At 52.2% G+C, this 19,826-nt stretch carries 15 protein-coding genes; 9 read left to right on the top strand and 6 right to left on the bottom strand.

Annotation, left to right across the window (positions count from 1 at the left end; genetic code table 11):
• Positions 1 to 71: 71 nt before the first annotated feature.
• From L1X57_RS00600 to L1X57_RS00580, 5 genes are all read left to right on the top strand, one after another.
• Positions 72 to 1,547 (top strand): TolC family outer membrane protein, encoded by a 1,476-nt coding sequence (locus L1X57_RS00600; protein ID WP_009722493.1) that lies wholly within the window; start codon positions 72 to 74, stop codon positions 1,545 to 1,547.
• 92 nt (positions 1,548 to 1,639) lie between these two features.
• On the top strand, positions 1,640 to 2,908 hold the full coding sequence (locus tag L1X57_RS00595; RefSeq protein WP_009722494.1) for an efflux RND transporter periplasmic adaptor subunit: 1,269 nt from the start codon (positions 1,640 to 1,642) through the stop codon (positions 2,906 to 2,908).
• Entirely contained in the window at positions 2,908 to 6,099 is a 3,192-nt protein-coding gene (locus tag L1X57_RS00590; RefSeq protein WP_009722495.1) for an efflux RND transporter permease subunit, read from the top strand. The genes L1X57_RS00595 and L1X57_RS00590 overlap by 1 nt, the downstream gene beginning before the upstream one ends.
• Positions 6,100 to 6,303: 204 nt before the next feature.
• The gene (locus L1X57_RS00585; protein WP_009722496.1) at positions 6,304 to 8,325 is read left to right on the top strand and encodes an oleate hydratase; all 2,022 of its coding nucleotides are present in this window, start codon (positions 6,304 to 6,306) and stop codon (positions 8,323 to 8,325) included.
• A gap of 247 nt (positions 8,326 to 8,572) precedes the next feature.
• Complete coding sequence (locus tag L1X57_RS00580) at positions 8,573 to 9,247, top strand: hypothetical protein (RefSeq protein WP_039868746.1); 675 nt, start codon at positions 8,573 to 8,575, stop codon at positions 9,245 to 9,247.
• A 26-nt stretch (positions 9,248 to 9,273) separates the two neighbouring features.
• Here the strand turns inward: L1X57_RS00580 and L1X57_RS00575 are convergent, their stop codons facing one another.
• Both L1X57_RS00575 and L1X57_RS00570 read right to left on the bottom strand, forming a co-directional pair.
• Positions 9,274 to 10,206: an alpha/beta fold hydrolase gene (locus L1X57_RS00575; RefSeq protein ID WP_009722498.1), complete on the bottom strand. Its 933-nt coding sequence runs from the start codon at positions 10,204 to 10,206 to the stop codon at positions 9,274 to 9,276.
• Between the two features lie 62 nt (positions 10,207 to 10,268).
• Positions 10,269 to 10,880: a TetR family transcriptional regulator gene (locus L1X57_RS00570; protein WP_009722499.1), complete on the bottom strand. Its 612-nt coding sequence runs from the start codon at positions 10,878 to 10,880 to the stop codon at positions 10,269 to 10,271.
• Positions 10,881 to 11,089: 209 nt separating this feature from the next.
• Between L1X57_RS00570 and L1X57_RS00565 the strand changes: the two genes are divergently transcribed.
• Both L1X57_RS00565 and L1X57_RS00560 read left to right on the top strand, forming a co-directional pair.
• Positions 11,090 to 12,121, top strand: a complete 1,032-nt coding sequence (locus L1X57_RS00565; RefSeq protein ID WP_009722500.1) for a succinylglutamate desuccinylase/aspartoacylase family protein — start codon at positions 11,090 to 11,092, stop codon at positions 12,119 to 12,121.
• A 327-nt stretch (positions 12,122 to 12,448) separates the two neighbouring features.
• Entirely contained in the window at positions 12,449 to 13,903 is a 1,455-nt protein-coding gene (locus tag L1X57_RS00560) for a catalase (protein ID WP_009722501.1), read from the top strand.
• A gap of 100 nt (positions 13,904 to 14,003) precedes the next feature.
• Here the strand turns inward: L1X57_RS00560 and dusA are convergent, their stop codons facing one another.
• From dusA to L1X57_RS00545, 3 genes are all read right to left on the bottom strand, one after another.
• Positions 14,004 to 15,008: a tRNA dihydrouridine(20/20a) synthase DusA gene (gene dusA / locus L1X57_RS00555; protein ID WP_039868747.1), complete on the bottom strand. Its 1,005-nt coding sequence runs from the start codon at positions 15,006 to 15,008 to the stop codon at positions 14,004 to 14,006.
• Between the two features lie 303 nt (positions 15,009 to 15,311).
• Complete coding sequence (locus tag L1X57_RS00550; RefSeq protein WP_009722503.1) at positions 15,312 to 15,734, bottom strand: hypothetical protein; 423 nt, start codon at positions 15,732 to 15,734, stop codon at positions 15,312 to 15,314.
• The gene (locus L1X57_RS00545) at positions 15,718 to 16,398 is read right to left on the bottom strand and encodes a helix-turn-helix domain-containing protein (RefSeq protein WP_009722504.1); all 681 of its coding nucleotides are present in this window, start codon (positions 16,396 to 16,398) and stop codon (positions 15,718 to 15,720) included. Before L1X57_RS00545 ends, L1X57_RS00550 begins: the two co-directional genes overlap by 17 nt.
• A 413-nt stretch (positions 16,399 to 16,811) precedes the next feature.
• Here L1X57_RS00545 and L1X57_RS00540 point away from each other — a divergent pair, with 413 nt between their 5' ends.
• Entirely contained in the window at positions 16,812 to 17,393 is a 582-nt protein-coding gene (locus L1X57_RS00540) for a hypothetical protein (protein ID WP_009722505.1), read from the top strand.
• A gap of 22 nt (positions 17,394 to 17,415) precedes the next feature.
• Here L1X57_RS00540 and L1X57_RS00535 read toward each other — a convergent pair whose 3' ends face one another.
• Positions 17,416 to 17,940: a helix-turn-helix domain-containing protein gene (locus tag L1X57_RS00535; RefSeq protein WP_009722506.1), complete on the bottom strand. Its 525-nt coding sequence runs from the start codon at positions 17,938 to 17,940 to the stop codon at positions 17,416 to 17,418.
• Between the two features lie 285 nt (positions 17,941 to 18,225).
• Between L1X57_RS00535 and gltX the strand changes: the two genes are divergently transcribed.
• A complete protein-coding gene (gene gltX / locus L1X57_RS00530) occupies positions 18,226 to 19,704 on the top strand; it encodes a glutamate--tRNA ligase (RefSeq protein WP_009722507.1) in 1,479 nt (492 codons plus the stop codon).
• The last annotated feature ends 122 nt before the right edge of the window (positions 19,705 to 19,826 follow it).

The raw sequence follows: 19,826 nt of genomic DNA, 5'->3' as shown, positions 1-19,826 counted from the left end.
GTAACTATAATGCCACCTTTCAGAATGGCTATCATTATCGCCACCCTACGTTGACACCTAGAGGCAATCCCATGCGACTGGCACACTGGGCAGTCAATGCCCCTTTTCGTCCCCTGCTATTAGCAGTGCTGACATCTTCTTTCATACTGCCTGCACAAGCGGCAGATTTGATTAATATCACCCGCGACGCGCTTAACAATAATGCTGCCTTGGCCTCTGCACGTGCTGAGTTTTCAAGTGTTGAAGCGGCAAGCGACGTGGCAAGTGGTGCATTACTACCCCAGGTAAATGCTTCCGGTAACGTCGCACATAACCAGCAGTACGAAAGCCAGTCCTCCTCAAGAGGGGGGCAGAGTGCTGGTGCTGCTTCTAATGCAGGTGGAGAGGGGGGTGGCGATGATCGTTACAATACGGTGTCGTTAAGCCTTGAGGCGACCCAGGCACTATTTAATGCCGTCACGCGTCAGGAAGTGAATCAGGCTGAGCGTCAGATTGATCAACAAGTGTACCTATTGGCCGCTACTGAGCAGCAATTATTGATTGATGTTGCTACCGCTTATTTCGATATTTTGCGTGCCCATGAAGTCCTCGAGGCGCGCTTAGCCCAAGAACGGGCGATTGGCCGCCAGCTTGAGCAGGCCCAAGAGCAGTTTGAAGTTGGCCTCATAGCGATTACTGAAGTAGAGGAAGCGCGAGCGAGTTTTGATCAATCCCGCGCTGATCGCATCGCCGGAGAAAGTAATCTTCAGGTCGCATTTGAGGTGCTTGAACAGCTGACGGGGCAGCGTTACGCCAGTATTGATGCATTGGGCGACGGTATGCCGATTGCCCTGCCAACCCCCACGGATCGTAACTATTGGGTAGAACAAGCAATTGAGCGTAATCCGCAGGTATTGGCGCAGCAGGCGGGCATTGAGCTTTCCCGCGTAGGCGTTGAGCTGGCGCGTGCCGGACGCATGCCGACGGTGCAGGCATTTGCTAACTACCAGTACTCGGACAGCGACAGTGATCTGGTTAGTGGTTACAACACGTCAAGTCAAGTGGGCGTTTCGGCGAACTTGCCTATTTATACCGGTGGCAGTACCAGTGCTCGTATTCGCCAAGGCACTTTCCAGCTCGAAAGTAGCCAATACGATTTCGAGTCTCAGCGCCGTACCACCATTCAGCAGGTGCGTTCGCTCTATACCCAGGTCAGCAACAACGTCGATACCGTTGATGCTCGTCAGCAGGCAATCGTCTCTAACCGCAGCGCTTTGGAAGCTACGCGCGCCGGTTATGAAGTAGGCACGCGTAATATCGTGGACGTGTTGAACGCTGAGCAAAACCTTTACAACGCCATCGCTAACTATGCTGAAGCGCGTTATGACTATGTGGTGAATCTGCTGTCACTGCGTCAACAGGCCGGCTTGCTAGACGTTGCGGCGATTGAAGAAGTCAATGCGTGGCTAACGGGTGATGAGGTGAACTTCACGCTTCCTGAAAGTGGCGAACCTGACGCCTACCAGCGGGCTATGGATATTGGCGCTCCCCCTACACCGGGTGCGTAAGCTAGCGAGTCGTTAGTTTTCTAACACGTTAAACCAATCAAGCGCAGTGCTGCTATCCGTCAATGTTGAAAAGATTAATGGGAAACCGACGTATGAAGAAGACGATTCACTCAGGTCGAGCGAGTCTAGTGACGCTGATAGCTGCATTGGCGCTAGCCGCATGCGGCCAGGAGCAGCCTCAGGAACAGCAGGCCGGGCAGCAGGAAGCTCCGCCTCATGCTGTAGAAGTAGCCGAAATAGCCCGCCAGGATATCCCGCTGGATAAATCTTACCCATCACTGCTGCGCAGCGACAGTGAGGTCACGCTTGTGGCGCGGGTAAATGGGTTTCTTGAAGAGCGCCATTTTGAGCCAGGACAGTTGGTAGAGCAGGGTGATCGGCTCTATACCATTGAGCCAGATCTCTACCAAGCAACGGTTAATCAGCGTGAAGCCGACTTGCAAAGTGCGCGCGCTGAACTTGCTCGTGCCCAGCGCGATGCGCAGCGTTTTGAGCAGTTGTTGAGCCAAAACTCGGTGAGCCGTCAACAGTATGACCAAGCACTGGCTGATCAGCGGGTTGCCCAAGCCAGCGTTGCTCAAGCAGATGCGGCGTTAACCAGCGCTAATATTGATTTAGGGTACTCAAACGTTACGGCACCCGTGTCTGGCATGATCAGCTTAAGCCAGATAAACGTTGGTAATTTGGTAACGCCAGGAACTGAGCTGGCCACTATCACGCCGCTTGATCCCCTTGAAGTACGTTTTCAACTACCTCAGCGCGATGCCTTTGAGCTGCGTCGTCAACTGGGTGAGAGCGGTAGCGCATCAGATATCACCGCGCGTTTGAGCGTGCCAGGACAAAGTGGCAGCGACAGCACTGACCTTGAAGGCCGCCTGGACTTCCTTGGTTCTCGTGTTGATACCGGCACCAGCACGGTACAAGCGTCAGCAACGTTCGCAAACCCCGATGGCGCTGTATTGCCTGGTCAGTTTGTACGGGTGCGGATTGAAGGCTTGAAGCGTTTCGATGTGCTGGCCGTACCAGAAATTGCCGTTACTCAGGGGTTAATGGGGCCACAGGTCTTTATTGTTGATGATGAAAACAAAGCCCGCGAGCGCACGGTTCAGCTCGGTGAAGTGGCTGGTCCATGGCAAATCATTCGTGATGGCCTTACCGCTGGTGAGCGCGTCATCGTAGGCGACCCCGCTGGCCTGGAGCCAGGCAGGGTAATTGACCCCCAGCCGTTTGAAGGTAACGCTGCCGCTATCGTCGAAGAAGCTGAGCAGGAAGACGCCCAGCAAGAAGCCCAGGAGGCTGAGGCAATGCAGGAGGGGGCGGCTGACGCACAGCCCGCTGAAGGGGAAGAGGGCGCGCAATAATGAACTTTTCCAACTTCTTCATCAGCCGACCGATTTTCGCCACCGTTTTGGCGATTATCTTGACGCTGGTAGGTACGATGGCGATGCGAATACTGCCGATTGAGCAGTATCCCAGCGTTGTACCTCCCACGGTGTCGGTACAGGCTCAGTTCCCAGGGGCTGATGCTGAAACAGTTGCGCAGACTGTAGCCGCACCGCTTGCTGAGGCCATCAATGGTGTTGAGGACATGCTGTACATGACCTCAAACAGTGCTGATAACGGCACCATGAGCCTGAGCGTGGCGTTCAATATCGGCACGGATGGTGATATCAATACCATCAACGTGAACAACCGAGTGCAGGGCGCACTTTCACAGCTACCCGAGGCAGTTCAGTCTCAAGGGGTGAAAGTCGAATTACGCTCTGACTCTATTTTGATGCTTGTTGCCTTGACGTCACCTAGCGGTGACTACAACAAGATATACATGCAGAACTACGCCACGCTTAATATCTTGGATGAGCTACGCCAAGTACCAGGCGTAGGTAATGCCGAAGTGTTGGGTGGTGGTGAGTTTGCTATGCGGGTGTGGATGGATCCCGATAAGCTGGCTCAGTACAACCTTACGCCCAGTGAAGTGGCCAGTGCTATTCGTGCGCAGAACACCGAGATTCCTGCGGGTAACTTAGCGGCAACGCCACAAAGCGAACCGCGCGCCTATACCTATACGATTACCGCCGGCGGGCGTTTGTCGGGCACTGATGATTTCCGCAATATCTTCCTGCGCACCAACCCGGACGGCTCTTCGCTGCGGCTAGAGGATGTGGCGCGTATTGAGTTGGGCGCTTCGTTCTATGGCGTGGATGCTCGCTTAAACGGCGCCACCATGACGCCAATTATTATTAACCAGCAACCTGGTGCAAACGCGCTGGAAACTGCAGATGCGGTACGCACCACCATGGAAGAGCTTTCGGGGCGTTTCCCGCCAGGGCTTGAGTATGTAACGCCTTATGACACCACTCTGTTTATTGATGCATCCGTAGAAACGGTACTAAAGACCTTCATCGAAGCGTTCCTGATCGTTATCGTTATTCTGTTTATCTTCTTGCAGAACTGGCGCTTTACGGTCATTGCTATGTCGGTCGTGCCGGTGTCGGTTATCGGCACCTTTGCGGGCTTTTACTTGTTTGGCTTCTCAATCAACCTGCTAACGCTTTTCGCCCTGGTGCTATCGATAGGGATAGTAGTGGACGATGCGATTCTGGTGGTCGAGAACGTCGAGCGGGTACTGAGCGAAGAAGACGATATTTCGGTGCGTGATGCGACTATTCGCGCGATGAAAGAGGTCGGTGGCCCAGTTATTGCCACGTCGCTTATTATGGCGGCGGTATTTGTGCCGGTAGCATTTTTGGGTGGTTTTACCGGGCAAATTTATCAGCAGTTTGCGATTACCGTGGCGATATCGGTGGCGCTGTCAGCGTTGATGGCACTGACATTCACCCCCGCGCTGTCGGCTATCTTTATTAAGCATAACCTGCATAAAACGAAACAGTCCGCGTTTCGGCGTGCGATTACCACGCCGCTGCGTCTGTTTGACCGCTTCTTCGCTGGCTTTACCGCCGTTTATATGTGGTTCGTGAAAAAGTTGGTGCGCTTCTGGGTGTTAGCGCTCGCGCTAACTGTGGCGGTGGGGGCTGGTTCTTACTGGCTCTATGCGAATACGCCTTCCACGCTAGTGCCGGAAACTGACCAAGGTATCGTGCTGGTCAGCGTTTCCTTGCCAGATGCCGCGTCACTTAGCCGAACGCAAGCTTACATGGCCGAGCTCAGTTCACAGATAGAAGCTATTCCTGGCGTTGAGTACTCCTCTGCGGTCGCAGGTTATGACATTCTGTCGAGCGCGGTTAATACGGCGCGTGGCATCATGTTTATCAACATGAAAACCTGGGCTGAGCGAGATCTAACCGCGAATGAATTGGTAGGCCGTATCATGCAGCTGGGCGCGAGCATTGATGGTGGTTCGGCGATGGCGTTTAACGTGCCGCCAATAATGGGACTCTCGACAACGGGTGGCTTCACTGGCTACTTGCAATCTTTTGAGGGTGCTTCCACGCGTGAGCTTTATCAAGCGTCATTGCAAATTATGCAGGCAGCTAACCAGCATCCGGCTCTGAGTCGCGTATTCACGACATTTAATGTCAACGTACCTTCTTACCGTGCGGATATAGACCAGCAAAAAGCACTCAGCTATGGCGTTGCTCTTGAAAATATCAACTCAGCGCTAGCCAATACCTTTGGTAATGGTTTTGTTAACTTCTTTAGCTACCAAAACCGCAACTTCCAGGTCTATTTACAGAATGAAGATGAATTCCGTAAAACACCGGATGATGTCAGTAGTGTTTATGTGCGCGGTGGCAATGGCGAGCGTATTCCGCTTTCCGAGTTTGTAACGCTTGAACGCCAAACTGGCCCATCGGTGGTCTCCCGTTTCGGTGTTTATGCGGGCGCTCAGTTCCAAGGCAACCCAGCGCCAGGTTACAGCTCTGCACAGGCTATTGAAGCCATGGAGGAAGTGGTTCAGGAAACGCTAGGTAGAAACTGGGGCATGGGCTGGACAGGTACGGCGTACCAAGAGTCTAACCTTGGTAATACCGCCACGCTTGCTATCGTGTTTGGTATCTTGATGGTGTTCTTGATCCTGGCGGCGCAGTATGAAAGTTGGTCGCTTCCTCTCGCAGTACTAACCGCCACGCCGTTCGCCTTCTTAGGGGGGATTGGTGGCATTGTGCTGCGCGGCCTGGACACCAGTGTTTATGTCCAGATTGGGATGCTGGTGGTCGTTGGCTTGGCTGCTAAGAACGCGATATTAATTGTCGAGTTTGCTGAGATGCAGCGCAAAGAGCAGGGCAAGTCGATTCGTGAAGCAGCGATTACTGCTGCAGAGCTTCGCTTCCGTCCCATCGTCATGACCTCGCTGGCCTTTATCTTCGGCACCTTGCCGTTGGCACTGGCCTCTGGCGCAAGTGATGTGAGCAGTCACCACATAGGTACCACCGTTGCGGTCGGTATGGCATCTGTTGCCGTGCTAGGAAGCCTGTTTATTCCAAGCTTCTACGCAATGATTGCCACGGTCTCCGATTGGCTCTATCGCAAACGCCACCCTGACCGGGATGGTAACAACGAGCAGGCAGCGCTAGGTCACGACCAACCGTAACGCTGTTTAGCGGCTTGCTAGCGGGCACCCTGTTTTCAGGGTGCCCGTTTTTTTGAATGCGTTATCTCTGTTGTTTCCGGTATTTGTAATAAATACTGCTGCTTAGATGGATTTCTGTGTTAATTATTTATGGTTTTAAGCGTTTAGTGAGTTTTTTAAACTACACTTAATTGATAGTGGCTACCCAGAAAAGGATATCTATCAATGAGTAAATCTAACGCCTCAACAGCATCTGTTTCAAAGCTGAAAGCCCATATTGATGCACTAGAGAAGCAGCCTCTCGATATTGCGCCAGACGCCTCATCAAGACACTTACACAACGGTGTCGACACGCCATTTCCACCCGCCGATCTACATGGCAGCTACACCAACAATCGCCCGCTTCCAACCGACGGTATTGAGGGGCGTCATGCCTGGATCGTTGGCGGCGGCATTGCAGGGTTGTCTGCTGCCTTCTTCCTGATTCGTGACGGCCACATGCCGGCTGGCAATATCACCTTCCTAGAGGAGCAGAGCATAGAAGGTGGCTCGCTGGATGGTGCTGGCAACGCGGAAGAAGGCTATATCGTGCGTGGAGGCCGTGAAATGGAGATGACCTACCAGAATTTCTGGGACGTCTTCTCGGAAATACCGGCTCTGGAGTTGCCGCCACCATTTACTGTGCTGGATGAGTATCGCATCGTTAATGACGCCGACAAAAACTGGTCAAAAGCGCGCCTGTTGGAAAAGCAGGGTCAGATCAAAGACTTCTCCACCATGAACCTCTCCAAACGCCAGCAGTTGGAAGTCGTCAAGCTACTGCTAGCGCGCAAAGAGGATTTGGATGATGTCAGCGTAGAGCAGTGGTTCAGTGAGGGATTCCTGGAAACTAATTTCTATACCTTCTGGCGCACTATGTTTGCCTTCCAGAACTGGCATTCAGCACTTGAAATGAAACTGTACATGCATCGCTTTCTGCACTTGATGGATGGGCTTAACGATATGACGTCGCTGGTGTTTCCGAAGTACAACCAGTTCGACAGTTTTGTCCGGCCACTGATGAGTTGGCTGAAGGATCAGGGGGTGAAGGTTGAGTACGACACGGTTGTCGAAAATCTAGACATGGAGACTCTGGAAGGCGGCAGGAGAACCGTCACCACGATTCAGTGCCATGGCAGTAACGGCGGTAAAACTATCCCAGTCGGCCCCCGCGACTTGGTGTTTGTCACCACTGGTTCGATGACCGAAGATACTGCTTATGGCGATGATGACACCGTTCCACAGTTGAAAGACAACGTGCAGGCTGGCGAGGGATCAGGCTGGCAACTGTGGAAGAATCTCGCAGAAAAATCCGATATCTTCGGGAAGCCAGAAAAGTTCTGCGGGGACGTTCCACGCTCTACCTGGGAGTCAGTAACGCTTACCTGTAAGCCTTCGCCTCTGATGGATAAACTTAAAGAACTGTCGGTTAATGACCCTTATTCAGGGTTCACGGCTACAGGCGGGATTATCACCTTTACAGACTCTTCCTGGTTAATGAGCTTTACCTGTAATCGCCAGCCACACTTCCCCGACCAGCCCGATGATGTGATTGTGCTATGGACATACGCATTGTTGATGGACAAGCCCGGCGATTATGTCAAAAAGCCAATGCCTGAGTGCACTGGGAAAGAAGTGCTGACCGAGATGTGTTATCACCTTGGCTTGATTGATCAGCTCGACGCTATACTGGCTGCCACCAAAACGCGTATCGCGCTAATGCCTTATATCACCGCTCAATTCATGCCAAGAGCCAAGGGGGATCGCCCCAGCGTAGTGCCTGAAGGTTGCACCAACCTTGCCTGCATGGGGCAGTTTGTAGAAACCCATAACGACGTTGTGTTCACCCTGGAAAGCTCGGTAAGAACTGCCCGTATTGGTGCCTATAGCTTGCTCGGGCTCAAGAAACAGGTGCCGGATATCTATCCCGGTCAATACGATGTGCGTCGCTTGTTACGGGCAACTCGTACTCTTAATAGTGACGAAGCATTTATGGGTGAAGGTGTTTTACGGCGTATTCTGGGGGGAACCTACTTTGAGAATATTCTGCCGCTTGGCCGGGAGGAAACCCCAAATGATCTCCACCATCATGGGTTGTTTGAGCATCAGCTTCAGGCTGTTCGTAGTTTGTTGGGCGAAAACCATACCCTTGATGAAGTGAAAAGCCGGTTTCAGGAACTAAGGGATAAGTTGCGGGGGCGGCGCTAATTGTGGCTAATCTTGCTTAGTTAATTGGTTGTCTCAGCTCGCCGCCTTTGCGCGGTGAGTTGAGGCAGTTTCCGTACAAGCCCCGGGGCAGAGCTTTTGGGCGATAAGTGATGGGAGTCAAGGTAGCTAAACGCATAAACGCGTAAGGTGGTCTACGCTAAAAGAGACCCTGTTTTTAGCTTGTGCTAATAAATATAACGTCAAGCGAAAACATCACCAGGCTTTGTCTGGAGGAGAACACGCCATGATGCAATCACTTGTTTCCGCTGCACTGCAGTTTCCAACGGTTGTCTTTACCTTCTTGTTGGCATTGATAGCGCTCTATTGGCTACTGGTTTTAATCAGGCTTGCGCCGCTGGAGCTGTTTGAACGTGATAGCCTGCGCGACGACCACATGGCCAGCACACTTGTGTCTTTAGGCTTTGCGGGCGTGCCTGCCACGCTTGCGTTAAGCTTTTTGGTACTTTTTGCGGGTGCTATTTCGTTGGCCATCGAGTTATTAGCCCTCCGCTGGTTATCGCTGGGTATGCTTCGGGTGCCTGTCGGCGTGCTCGTGCTGTGGATCTCATTTGCGGTTGCGTCGCCAGTTGCGGCAGCCGTGTGCCATTCATTACAACGCGCGCTTCATCGCTATCAGCCGTTCAAACGTCGCTGTTTATTGGGCGCTACCGTCGTTGTTTCAGAACGCCAGAATGATGAATACGCATCTGCTCAGTTGGCAAATGAACCAAGCAGCGCAGTCAAATTGCACTGCAAAGCGGGGGATTGCCCGCAAGCTGGCGAGCGCCGAGTGCTAGTGAAGTATCTAGCCGACGAAGGCGCGTACCGCAGTGTGATTGAGCAGCAATATCTTGATACGCGTGTTCGCGTGAATAAGCTTCGCTTGCATCGCAAGCATCATTCGAACGGCTATTCCACCTAGCGAATGTTGTTTAGCCAACGTATTGTCTAGCCAAATAGGCGCCGCCACTGCTTAATGAACCACTGGCCAATAGGGTGCGAAGTAGAGGAGGCGCTTGTTGGGTTGCTGTGGGGGAAAGCGCTTAGTGGCGTGTCGAGAAACTGACGAAGGGGTGTTACTTGTTCGGAATGATTGAGCATAGGAGCATGGCCACAGCCTGGGGCTGTGAAAGTAACTAAGCCGGGTTGCACCTCTTTCATACGTGGCAGCGTTTCGGCATCCAGTAGCGCTGATTCGGCACCTCGAATCACCATCACAGGGCAATGGATGTTCGCCCAATCTGCCCATGTGTCTCGCGGTGTGTCATGGATGAATTGCTCACCAATACGGGGGTCGAAGTGATAGGTCCAGCTACCATCAGGTAGTCGCCGTGCGCTTCCCAATGCCAGCGCTCGCCATTCAGCATCATTGGTAATCCCAAAGCTTGCGTAGTGCTGTGTCAGCTCTTTTTGTAGGTCTGCAAAGTTCGTAAAACGGTGGGTTAGGCTGAAGTAACCGGAGAGCGCGATTAGGCCATCTTTATTCAGTTCAGGCCCAACATCGTTCAGGATAAGCCTAGAAATCCGATGTCGATGCGTTTTATCGGCAGCGAGTAGCATGCCCAATAGCCCACCCATGGAGGTGCCCAGCCAGTCGACCTGTTTTAATTGAAAATGATCTAGCACGCCTATCGCCACGGTCATGTAGTGGCTGTAGAGATAGTCGTGGGCAGGAAACAGTGACCAACTTGAAAGGCCGCGCCCGGGCGTATCTGGCGCAAGAATACGCCATTCGCTGCCCAACTGGTGGGCCAACGCTTCGAAATCACCGCCGTGGCGAGCAAGGCCATGCCATGCAACTAGCGTGCGGGGTGCGTCGGGATTCCAAATGCGCACAGCGATATCAAGTTCGCGGATACGAACAAATTCCAATGCATCCATAAAATAATCCTATGCTGACAATCCGCTCAGTATAGGTGTATTGCTGCAATGCAGCGAGATGGTTAGCGCTTCATCATGGTGATCAAGCTATCGATGAGTTCACCGCCGCGTTCGCGCAGTGAAAAAGATTCTGGATTTCGCAACCAATCGTGAAATAAGCCACCCAGCGCCGCCTGCATAAGCCGCGTTGCCACTTCGGGGGTTAGATCATCGCGTAGCAACTGCTGCTGCTTGGCCAATTGAAATACCAACAGCATTTCATCGAAACACTCGTCTGCGATCTCATCTTGCATCTGAATCGGATTGATATCGCTAAAGAATTCACAGCGATGCAGCAAAATCGATAAAATGCGTTGATGTGAAGGCTGCTCTAGGCGATTGAGTCCGGCATGGCATGCAAGCTGTATGGCTACCAGGGGCGAGACGGTTGGGTCAGCATTGTTGACCTCTTCCATCAACGACTGGAAGGGCATACGCACACGCTCCACCAGCGCCATAAAAAGATCGCCTTTATTTTTAAAATGCCAATATACAGCACCGCGCGTTAGGTCAGCATGACGAGCAATTTGCTCCAGCGATGTGCGAGCTACGCCTTTTGCGAAAAACACCTCTTCGGCCGCATCCAACAGCGCTTCGCGAGTTGCAGCAGCCTCCGCTTTGGTTTTTCTTGCCATATAAAAACGTAACCTCAGTAATCGACACGTGATAAGTCCATTTTATCTTATGTGCACCACTTTTTACATTCAAAACTGTATGGTTAATTGCTTTAGCTCATAACGTGGGTTAACAAATTCGTTATTTGTCGGTAAAAAGCGTATAAGATTTATTTAGAAACGCCGTTTCGAAACGAAACCGTCATTACGCACGCTATAGGAATTTCAGCATGGCGCGAGCACCTTTTACCCTGGCAGGGCACACTGTAATGCCAGGCCAACGCTTACAAATTGATGTGCCTGTGGCACGCCTATATACCCATACGCAGCTGCATATTCCGGTTGAAGTTGTGCATGGGCGTAAAGATGGCCCGGTTATGCTGGTGTGCGGTGGGATTCACGGCGATGAAATTAATGGGGTAGAGATTGTTCGTCGCCTGCTGCGTTCCAAAGCAATCAATAGCTTGCGTGGCACGTTAATTGCTGTGCCTGTGGTGAATGTCTTCGGTTTTTTGCAGCAAACGCGTTATTTACCTGACCGCCGCGATTTGAATCGCTGTTTTCCGGGCAGTGAAAAGGGCTCGTTAGGTGGGCGCATTGCGGCGCTATTCCGCGATGAAATTGTCGATCACGCCACGCATATTATCGATTTGCATACCGGTGCTATTCACCGTACCAACCTTCCGCAAATTCGTGCTCAGTTGCAGCCTGGCAGTGAAACTGAGCGCATGGCTGATGCGTTTGGTGCTCCCGTTGTGCTCAATGCAGAGCTTCGCGAAGGTAGCCTGCGCCACTATGCCCAAAATCGCGGAATTCCGGTGCTTACCTATGAAGCCGGTGAGGCGCTACGTTTTGATGAGTGGGCAATTGCCCCCGGCGTGCGTGGCGTTTTACGCGTGATGCGCCGCTTAGGCATGCTGGCGGGCGAACAGCGCCGCCGCTCACCGATGCCAGCAGAACTTGCCAATGGCTCTAGCTGGGCGAGGGCACCTATCGATGGCATCTTGCGCCCCAAGGTGCGCCTGGGCGCCCGGGTAGCAAAAGGCGAGGTGCTCGGTAAAGTGGCAGACCCCTTCGGCAATGATGAAGGTGAAGTGCTTTCTATGGCCGACGGCATTGTTATTGGTATGAGCCGCCTGCCACTAGCGAACGAAGGTGAAGCGCTTTATCACATTGCCCGTTTTGATGAGATTGAAGAAGCTGAGACGGCGATTGAAAATTTTCAATCAAGCCTAACGCCTCAGCCTGATGCGATGTATTGATACTCGGCTTTGGTACTTGGTACTTGGTACTTGGTACTTGGTACGGTGATGAGCACTGTTACTAAGGGTGCTCTACAAAGAGACCTTTGAACATCTGCTCACAAGCCGTTGTTGAAAATTATTGTTAAAGGCTTTTCATTAAAAAATTATAGCTAAAAACTATTTGCTTAATAGCGAAAGAGACCGAGTCACAGATGGCGTGATGCACGTGAGTTGGCTATACCTGTGGGGTGGCCGCTTTAGCTTAGATTAATATAGCCTGTTAAAGGTGGCCTTTTTCCAGTGGTACGGATCGTGCCATGTCGAATGTGACAAGGAGGAAGTGTTATGAGCAGTGATAGCCAGCATCCCACTACGAATGAGTCAGGTATTCCGGTTTCAAGCGACGAGCATGCCCTATCAGTAGGGCCTGATGGCCCCATTGTTATGCACGATCACTATTTGATGGAGCAAATGGCGGCGTTTAACCGTGAGATGATTCCTGACCGACAACCTCATGCAAAGGGGAGTGGTGCCTTTGGGCATTTTGAAGTAACCCACGATGTTAGCCATTATACCAAAGCCAAGTTTCTACAACCGGGCACTAAGACCGACGTGCTGATTCGCTTTTCGACCGTCGCCGGGGAGAGCGGCAGCCCTGACACATGGCGCGACCCCCGCGGTTTCTCGATTAAGTTTTATACCGAAGAAGGCAACTTCGACATGGTGGGTAACAATACCCCCGTGTTTTTTGTTCGCGACCCGATGAAATTCCAACACTTTATTCACTCGCAAAAACGCCGAGCGGATAATGGCCTGCGTGACCACGATATGCAGTGGGATTTTTGGACATTGGCACCTGAGTCAGCTCACCAAGTGGCATGGTTGATGGGCGATCGAGGCGTGCCAGCCACGTGGCGGCACATGAACGGTTACTCCAGTCACACCTATATGTGGGTAAATGCTGAAGGAGAACGGTTTTGGGTGAAGTATCACTTCAAAACTGATCAAGAGATTAAATGCATGACCCAAGAGCAGGCCGATCAGATGGCCGGCAGTGATGCTGATTATCATCGTCGTGACTTGTTCGAGGCCATTAAGCGGGGCGACTATCCTACGTGGACGCTCAACATGCAGATTATGCCGTTTGATGATGCCAAGACCTACCGAGTGAATCCTTTTGACTTGACCAAAGTGTGGTCCCATAAAGACTACCCGTTAATCGAAGTTGGTAAGCTGACGCTCGACCGTAATCCCACGGATTTTCATAGCGAAATTGAGCAAGCCGCGTTTGAACCTAATAACATGGTGCCGGGGACCGGATTATCACCGGACAAAATGCTATTGGCACGCTCTATCTCTTATGCTGACGCTCACCGTGCCCGCTTGGGTGTGAACTACAAGCATATCCCAGTGAATACCCCAAAATGCCCCGTGCACAGCTATAGCCAAGGTGGCGCGATGCGTATTCGGCACGCCACCGATCCTGTGTATACGCCCAATAGCAAAGGCGGGCCGAAAGCCGATGCTCAGCGTTACCCAGAAGATGCGGTGTGGTCGACAGACGGAAAGTTTGTACGTGCGGCCTATACGCTCAGAAAAGACGATGACGACTGGAGCCAAGCCCATGCGTTAGTGCGTGAAGTCATGGATGATGCCCAGCGTGATCGCTTAGTGTCGAATGTGGTAGGACACTTATCCGGTGGCGTTACCGAGCCTGTATTAGCACGTGCTTTTGAGTACTGGCGCAATATTGATCAAGAGGTCGGCGAGCGGATTGAGCAGGGCGTTCGCAATCCATAGCGGTGCGTTTTTGCGGCTAACGCACTCAAGCCGCTAGGCTAGTTTCGACTGTAGCTAACGGCAGCCCGCAGTCCAACTAGGACGCGGGCTGTAGTGCTTCCTAGATCTCTGTTTCGGGTTCGCGAACTAAGCTAAGCGCTTCATCGAAAAGCCGCAGGCCCGCATCCTCTTTGTGCGCGTGTTCAGACAGGTGGCGACGGAAACGCCTGCCACCGGGACAGCCCTGAAATAACCCCAGCAAATGGCGGGTAATGTGATTCAGCTTGGCCCCTTCATCCAGCCGCTGCTGAATATAAGGGCGAAATGCGTTAGCCGCTTCCAGGCGCGTGCGTGCAGGCCCCGCTTCACCAAACAGCTGCTCATCCACCCCGGCGAGTAGCCACGGGTTTTGGTATGCCTCGCGGCCCACCATCACGCTGTCTACGTGCTCAAGTTGGGCTTTGCACTCGGCAAGGGTTTTGATCCCCCCATTAATGCCAATATGCAGCTCTGGATGGCTTTGCTTCAGGCGATGCACACGGGGGTAGTTAAGGGGCGGTACATCCCGGTTTTGCTTAGGCGACAAACCCTGCAGCCACGCTTTGCGCGCGTGAACGGTAAAGATGTTGCAACCTACATTCGCCACGATCTCAATAAACCGCGCCAAGTCAGCATCTTCATCCTGATCGTCAATCCCGATACGGCACTTCACCGTGACCGGAATTGACACTGCCGCTTGCATAGCCTTAACCGCCGTCGCCACTTTTTCAGGGTAGCCCATCAAACAAGCGCCAATCATATTGTTCTGCACTCGGTCGCTGGGGCAGCCGACATTCAGATTGACCTCGTCGTAACCCCACGCCTCGGCAATGGCTGCACACTCGGCCAGCTCTCCCGCATCGCTGCCACCCAGTTGCAACGCAATCGGATGCTCTACATCGCTATAACCTAAGAAGCGCTCACGGGGCGTTCCATGCAAAATCGCACCGGTGGTCACCATCTCGGTGTACAGCAATGTTCGTTTGGTTAACGTGCGTGCAAACGCGCGATAATCGCGGGTAGTCCAATCCATCATGGGGGCCACAGAAAATAGACGAGCAGCGTCTGCTGGGCTTGCTTTAGTCATATCAATCACTTGCATCATTTGATGCGGTATAAGCCTGTCGTAATTGCTTAGCAGCGGGGGAGTCGTTGGCGAGCGATTGTACGCAAAAAGCGGGTTTGAGTACAAAGCAAGTGCATGGATAACTCAAGTTGGCCAAGGTGTTCTTAGGATGATGCTCAAAGGCACTAGAAACCGCAGGTGTTGCACTTATTAGTTGAATTCAGAATTACAGCTATTGAGACCAGACAGGGGGTCGCTTTGAGGGTTTGGGGCATAGTTCAGACCATGCATTGACGATAGAAGCAGTGAAGAGCTGTTTTGTCGCTAATTAGCGCCTTTTTTACGGCCTTTGAGTTTAGCGGGCTTCTTGCAAGGCAGGTCGTAATGCCTTGAGCCTGGGGTGTCTAAGACTTCTCTTGATATGGTAGGCCACCATTCGATTAGGCGCACAGCGGTTTCCCACGCTTTGACCCTTTTCCAGTCGTTACCCAGGTTGATCGTGGTAATTCCACAGTTCTCAAAGGCCAGCCTTTCCGGGTCACCTTTTTTGAAGCGATCTTTGGAGATAATCACCCAGCTTTTGTCGGATTGCTTGAGCTGTTCTAGCCATGCTTCATCCGTCATGCCAGGGCCGCCGTTGACGTCTCGGGCATGTATGACGGTGTGATTCTCACTGCAGAGTTTTGCTAGATGGTTAAGTGCGTTGGCAATGTGAGGGCTGATATTTTCGTCAATGAAGAAGTGCACCCGATAAAATCCTTTCTTCGAATTTTACGGCACGCTCTACTTCCTCTTGCGTCACATCATACGCACGGGCTGCATCTTCTGCGCTGCCTTCTACTTCGGCTGCTTGGGCCAGTGTGCTGGTGGGCATGTGGCTAGGTAGCACGATGGGCTTGCCGAAGGCAAAGCGTGGGTCGATCACGATGCTCGGGTCTTCGGGATCTGGATGCCAGCGCACAGGATCTCCCTCCGCATTGAATTCGATGCCTGCCCTTAGTGAGGGAACTATCACATCTTCAAATGCGTTTTGGCGCTTAACCAAGTCAATCACTGCTGTTTCGCCGTTTTCTTCCAGTGCCTTCAGGAATACCTTTTGGCCATCGGTACACAGCTGGGGATTGATGAGTGGGTAATCCCGCTGTAGTAACTCGCTGAGCGCATGCAATGCTTCACGGATGACCGATAAGCTCACATTGTGGCTACGGAATTTAGCCACGGCACGGAGTTCCAGCAAGTCTTTAAAGCTGAGGGTGTCTTCTGCGCCTAACGCTTGGGGTTCGGGTTCCCAGAGTGGCCCCTTGGTCGACCGCGCAGGCATGAGCCAGCGGCGAATCTTATCCGCTTCTACGCCAATCAGGCGCTCTGCTTGCTTGGGGCTGTAAAGCCCGATGTTAGTGAATGCGGTCATGATCTACCCCCCAGCGTAGCGCTAGGTGTGAAATATAGCGGCTTGAATATGGTGTCTTTTGGAGTGTTTTACTTTGTTGTACATGGCTATAGTCTGACACTTTAAGTGAACAGCGCAAGGGGTATCCGCCGCACAAGGTGCCATGCTGGTGGTTATTTCGGTTGAAGCCAGTAGGCAACAGGGTAGCGTTGATCTTGTGGTTTTTACCTAGGTACAGGGTGAGGTCGATATCGACCACGGCCTCAGGCAAATTCGCGACGAAATTGCCGGGTATTTTCGTTTGCCGTGCTATTAACGTTTAGTTTTTGTATAAGTCTTATGAGCCCTGCAGCACTTTGCTTATTTCGCGGTCTAATTCAATGTGATGAGGGCTAGGCAGTGGTAAGCTGATATTTCGTTGTTGAGGAGTCTCTATGCATAAGACGCTAGGTGGTATCAGTTTAGTGTTCGCGAGTATGTTGCTACTGGCTGGCTGTGGTGGTCAGGAGGAGGAGCCGACCTCTGTGCCGTCTGAACCGGTCGTTGAAACGCCTAGCCCTCAGGAAAGCGCCGAGCCAAAAGAGATGGTCGATCCTCTCATCGTGGCCATTTCGACAACGGCCTCTTTGCGCTCTGATCGTCGTTTAATGGTAGAAGGCGAAACCAACCTGCCGGACGACGCTCTTATTCAGGTAACCATTGAGCGTGAGATAAGCCGCGTGCGCTGGCAAGAGCGTACCAGTGTCTCGCAAGGGCGGTTTAATGCAGGCCCCTTTGGCTCTGGTAGTGGTTTACCTGATGGAAGGTATATTGTGAGCGTTCAGCTTTCAGAAGCTTCTGTGCAGCCAAGAGCGGTACAGGCGCGCATTGGCAATGAAGGGGAGTACCTAGCTGGCGAGCTGGTTAGCCAGACTCGCCATGGACTAGGGCAGGTTGCCACCTACTCGCGCAGTTTCTTAGTGGGCAGTGAACCAAGACGTACGCGCGATCAGGTGGACGTGGTTGAAGAAATGTAGGACGTGGGGAGATAAAGATGCTTTAGGCAGGAGACCAGTGTGCTAGTAGTACCGCATGTATGGTGGTGTCACTGGGCGCTTTAGCAAAGTGCTCAATAACATAACCTTGTTCACTCTGGATCAGGTAATGGCCAGTTTTGTGAAACACATGGGTAGGGCCCAATAGCACTAAGTCGCCTGCTGACACCGGTGAGAAGTCCGTTTCTTGGCCGGGAGTTGCCATTACACAGGGTGCTTTCCAGTCAATCTTTAGCGGCAGGTGATGCGGCACCGTCATGGTGGTTGCCTGAACCTGTTCCCAGGGGAGGGGGCCAGTATGCGTCAGGGTCAACAGAGGAGGTGCGCTGTCACCTTCTAGTAGCGTTGCCAAAGAGCAATCAAGGGCGTCGGCGAGCGCAACAAGGCGTTCATGGCCGATTTGTTTGATAGCACCGGATTCCCAATAAGAAATGGTGACATCTGATACGCCTACTTTACGTGCGAGGGCAGCTTTGTTGAGCTTGGCCCTAAGCCGCAGTTGCTTTATACGTGAGCCTAGCGATTCCATTTCGTTTTCCTATCGATGAGCCAAACAGGCTCGTTGAATGTACTTCCACCCTATTCGGCGGCGCTCTGTGCATACCAAAAATCGCGAGGCGTTCTCAAGTATGAACACGAATCTTAGGTGCTGCGCCATACTAAGCGATTGTGCTTTAACGCGCATCTTCCTATCAGTGAGCCTTCAGCCTTTGATCAGACGCTTTTAAGTCAAACTCGTTCCCTGCAAGGTGCTGCTGGTTGCCTTAAGGGTGCGTATAATGCCGTGACGCTCTATTGCCAAAAGGACATCTTGATGACCGTTCGTACTCGTATCGCGCCTTCTCCGACGGGTGATCCGCATGTAGGTACTGCCTATATTGCGCTGTTTAATCTCTGTTTTGCGCGCCAGCATGGTGGCCAGTTCATTCTGCGCATTGAAGACACCGATCGGGTTCGGTCTACTGCTGAATCAGAACAGATGATTTTAGATTCTTTGCGTTGGCTTGGTCTGGAGTGGGATGAAGGCCCTGATGTGGGCGGCCCTCATGGCCCGTATCGGCAAAGCGAGCGTGGCGATATCTACGCCCAGTACGCCCAGCAGCTTATAGATGCGGGGCATGCCTTTAAGTGTTACCGCACCAGTGAAGAATTGGATGAATTGCGGGAAGCTCGCAAAGCGGCCGGTATGCACTTGGCCTTGAAACCGGTTGACTTGGCGCTGGACTCTGATGAACAAGCCCGCCGTGAGCAAGAAGGCTGGCCTTATGTCGTTCGCATGAAGGTGCCAAGTACAGGTGTTTGTGTAGTTAACGATATGCTGCGCGGCACAATCGAAGTGGAGTGGGCACAAGTAGATGCACAAATTCTGCTGAAGTCGGATGGCATGCCTACTTATCACCTGGCGAACGTGGTTGATGATCACCTGATGAAAATCACCCACGTGCTGCGTGGCGAAGAGTGGATTAACTCAGCGCCGAAGCATCAGTTGCTGTATGAGTATTTCGGGTGGGAAATGCCGCAGCTTTGCCATATGCCGTTGTTGCGTAATCCCGATAAGTCCAAGCTCTCCAAGCGTAAAAACCCGACGTCGATTAACTACTACCGTCGAATGGGGTTCTTGCCTCAGGCGGTCACTAACTACTTGGGCCGTATGGGTTGGTCGATGCCTGACGAGCGGGAGAAGTTTAGCCTGCCAGATATGATGGCTGAGTTTGATATTCAGCGGGTATCGTTAGGCGGGCCAGTGTTTGATTTGGAAAAACTGACCTGGCTGAACGGCGTCTATATTCGTGAAGACTTAGACGACGATGCGCTACTTCAGGCGCTTCGAGAGTGGGCGTTCAATGAGGAGTATGTGAAGCAAATACTTCCTCAGGTGCGTCCTCGTGTTGAAACGCTTTCCCAGGTAATACCGCTGGCGGGACACTTTTTCTCTGGGCTGCCTGCGCTGACGGAAGATGACTTTGATAGCGTGAAGCTTGAGAAAGAAGAGCTGGTTAAGCTGCTGCAGTTCTTGGTGTGGCGTTTTGAAGCCGTACCTGCTTGGTCAAAAGAGGCGCTCTTAGCTGAGGTTAAAGTGCTTGCTGAACACTTTGACATTAAAATGAAGGCCTTCCTAGCCCCGGTCTTTATTGCCATTACGGGTAGTACGTCGAGTACCTCAGTGATGGATGCCATGGCGATCTTGGGTTCCGACGTTACGCGGGCACGGTTACGTAGTGCCATTGAAGTGCTAGGCGGTGTCTCCAAGAAGCAAGCAAAACGCTTTGAGAAAGAGTTTCGCGATCTCTGATGTCTTGACCGCGACACTGTGAGCGCACTACAGATGTCCTTAATAAGTGGATTCGATAAGTGTGCTTGATTAGTGTCTTTGATCAGTGTTGGGAAGCGCCACTTTCATATTAATCACGGAAT

Origin of the sequence: Halomonas sp. TD01 (assembly GCF_923868895.1) — a bacterium.
GTDB lineage: Bacteria > Pseudomonadota > Gammaproteobacteria > Pseudomonadales > Halomonadaceae > Vreelandella.
The sequence above is the reverse complement of the archived record's forward strand: the minus strand, read 5'-3'. Positions and strand labels throughout refer to the sequence as shown.

What these genes read in the sequence shown, in the direction of transcription:
- L1X57_RS00600 (WP_009722493.1), top strand. Translation starts at nt 72, where the DNA reads ATGCGACTGGCACACTGGGCAGTCAATGCCCCTTTTCGTCCCCTGCTA.
- L1X57_RS00595 (WP_009722494.1), top strand. Translation starts at nt 1,640, where the DNA reads ATGAAGAAGACGATTCACTCAGGTCGAGCGAGTCTAGTGACGCTGATA.
- L1X57_RS00590 (WP_009722495.1), top strand. Translation starts at nt 2,908, where the DNA reads ATGAACTTTTCCAACTTCTTCATCAGCCGACCGATTTTCGCCACCGTT.
- L1X57_RS00585 (WP_009722496.1), top strand. Translation starts at nt 6,304, where the DNA reads ATGAGTAAATCTAACGCCTCAACAGCATCTGTTTCAAAGCTGAAAGCC.
- L1X57_RS00580 (WP_039868746.1), top strand. Translation starts at nt 8,573, where the DNA reads ATGCAATCACTTGTTTCCGCTGCACTGCAGTTTCCAACGGTTGTCTTT.
- L1X57_RS00575 (WP_009722498.1), bottom strand. Translation starts at nt 10,206, where the DNA reads ATGGATGCATTGGAATTTGTTCGTATCCGCGAACTTGATATCGCTGTG.
- L1X57_RS00570 (WP_009722499.1), bottom strand. Translation starts at nt 10,880, where the DNA reads ATGGCAAGAAAAACCAAAGCGGAGGCTGCTGCAACTCGCGAAGCGCTG.
- L1X57_RS00565 (WP_009722500.1), top strand. Translation starts at nt 11,090, where the DNA reads ATGGCGCGAGCACCTTTTACCCTGGCAGGGCACACTGTAATGCCAGGC.
- L1X57_RS00560 (WP_009722501.1), top strand. Translation starts at nt 12,449, where the DNA reads ATGAGCAGTGATAGCCAGCATCCCACTACGAATGAGTCAGGTATTCCG.
- dusA (WP_039868747.1), bottom strand. Translation starts at nt 15,008, where the DNA reads ATGACTAAAGCAAGCCCAGCAGACGCTGCTCGTCTATTTTCTGTGGCC.
- L1X57_RS00545 (WP_009722504.1), bottom strand. Translation starts at nt 16,398, where the DNA reads ATGACCGCATTCACTAACATCGGGCTTTACAGCCCCAAGCAAGCAGAG.
- L1X57_RS00540 (WP_009722505.1), top strand. Translation starts at nt 16,812, where the DNA reads ATGCATAAGACGCTAGGTGGTATCAGTTTAGTGTTCGCGAGTATGTTG.
- L1X57_RS00535 (WP_009722506.1), bottom strand. Translation starts at nt 17,940, where the DNA reads ATGGAATCGCTAGGCTCACGTATAAAGCAACTGCGGCTTAGGGCCAAG.
- gltX (WP_009722507.1), top strand. Translation starts at nt 18,226, where the DNA reads ATGACCGTTCGTACTCGTATCGCGCCTTCTCCGACGGGTGATCCGCAT.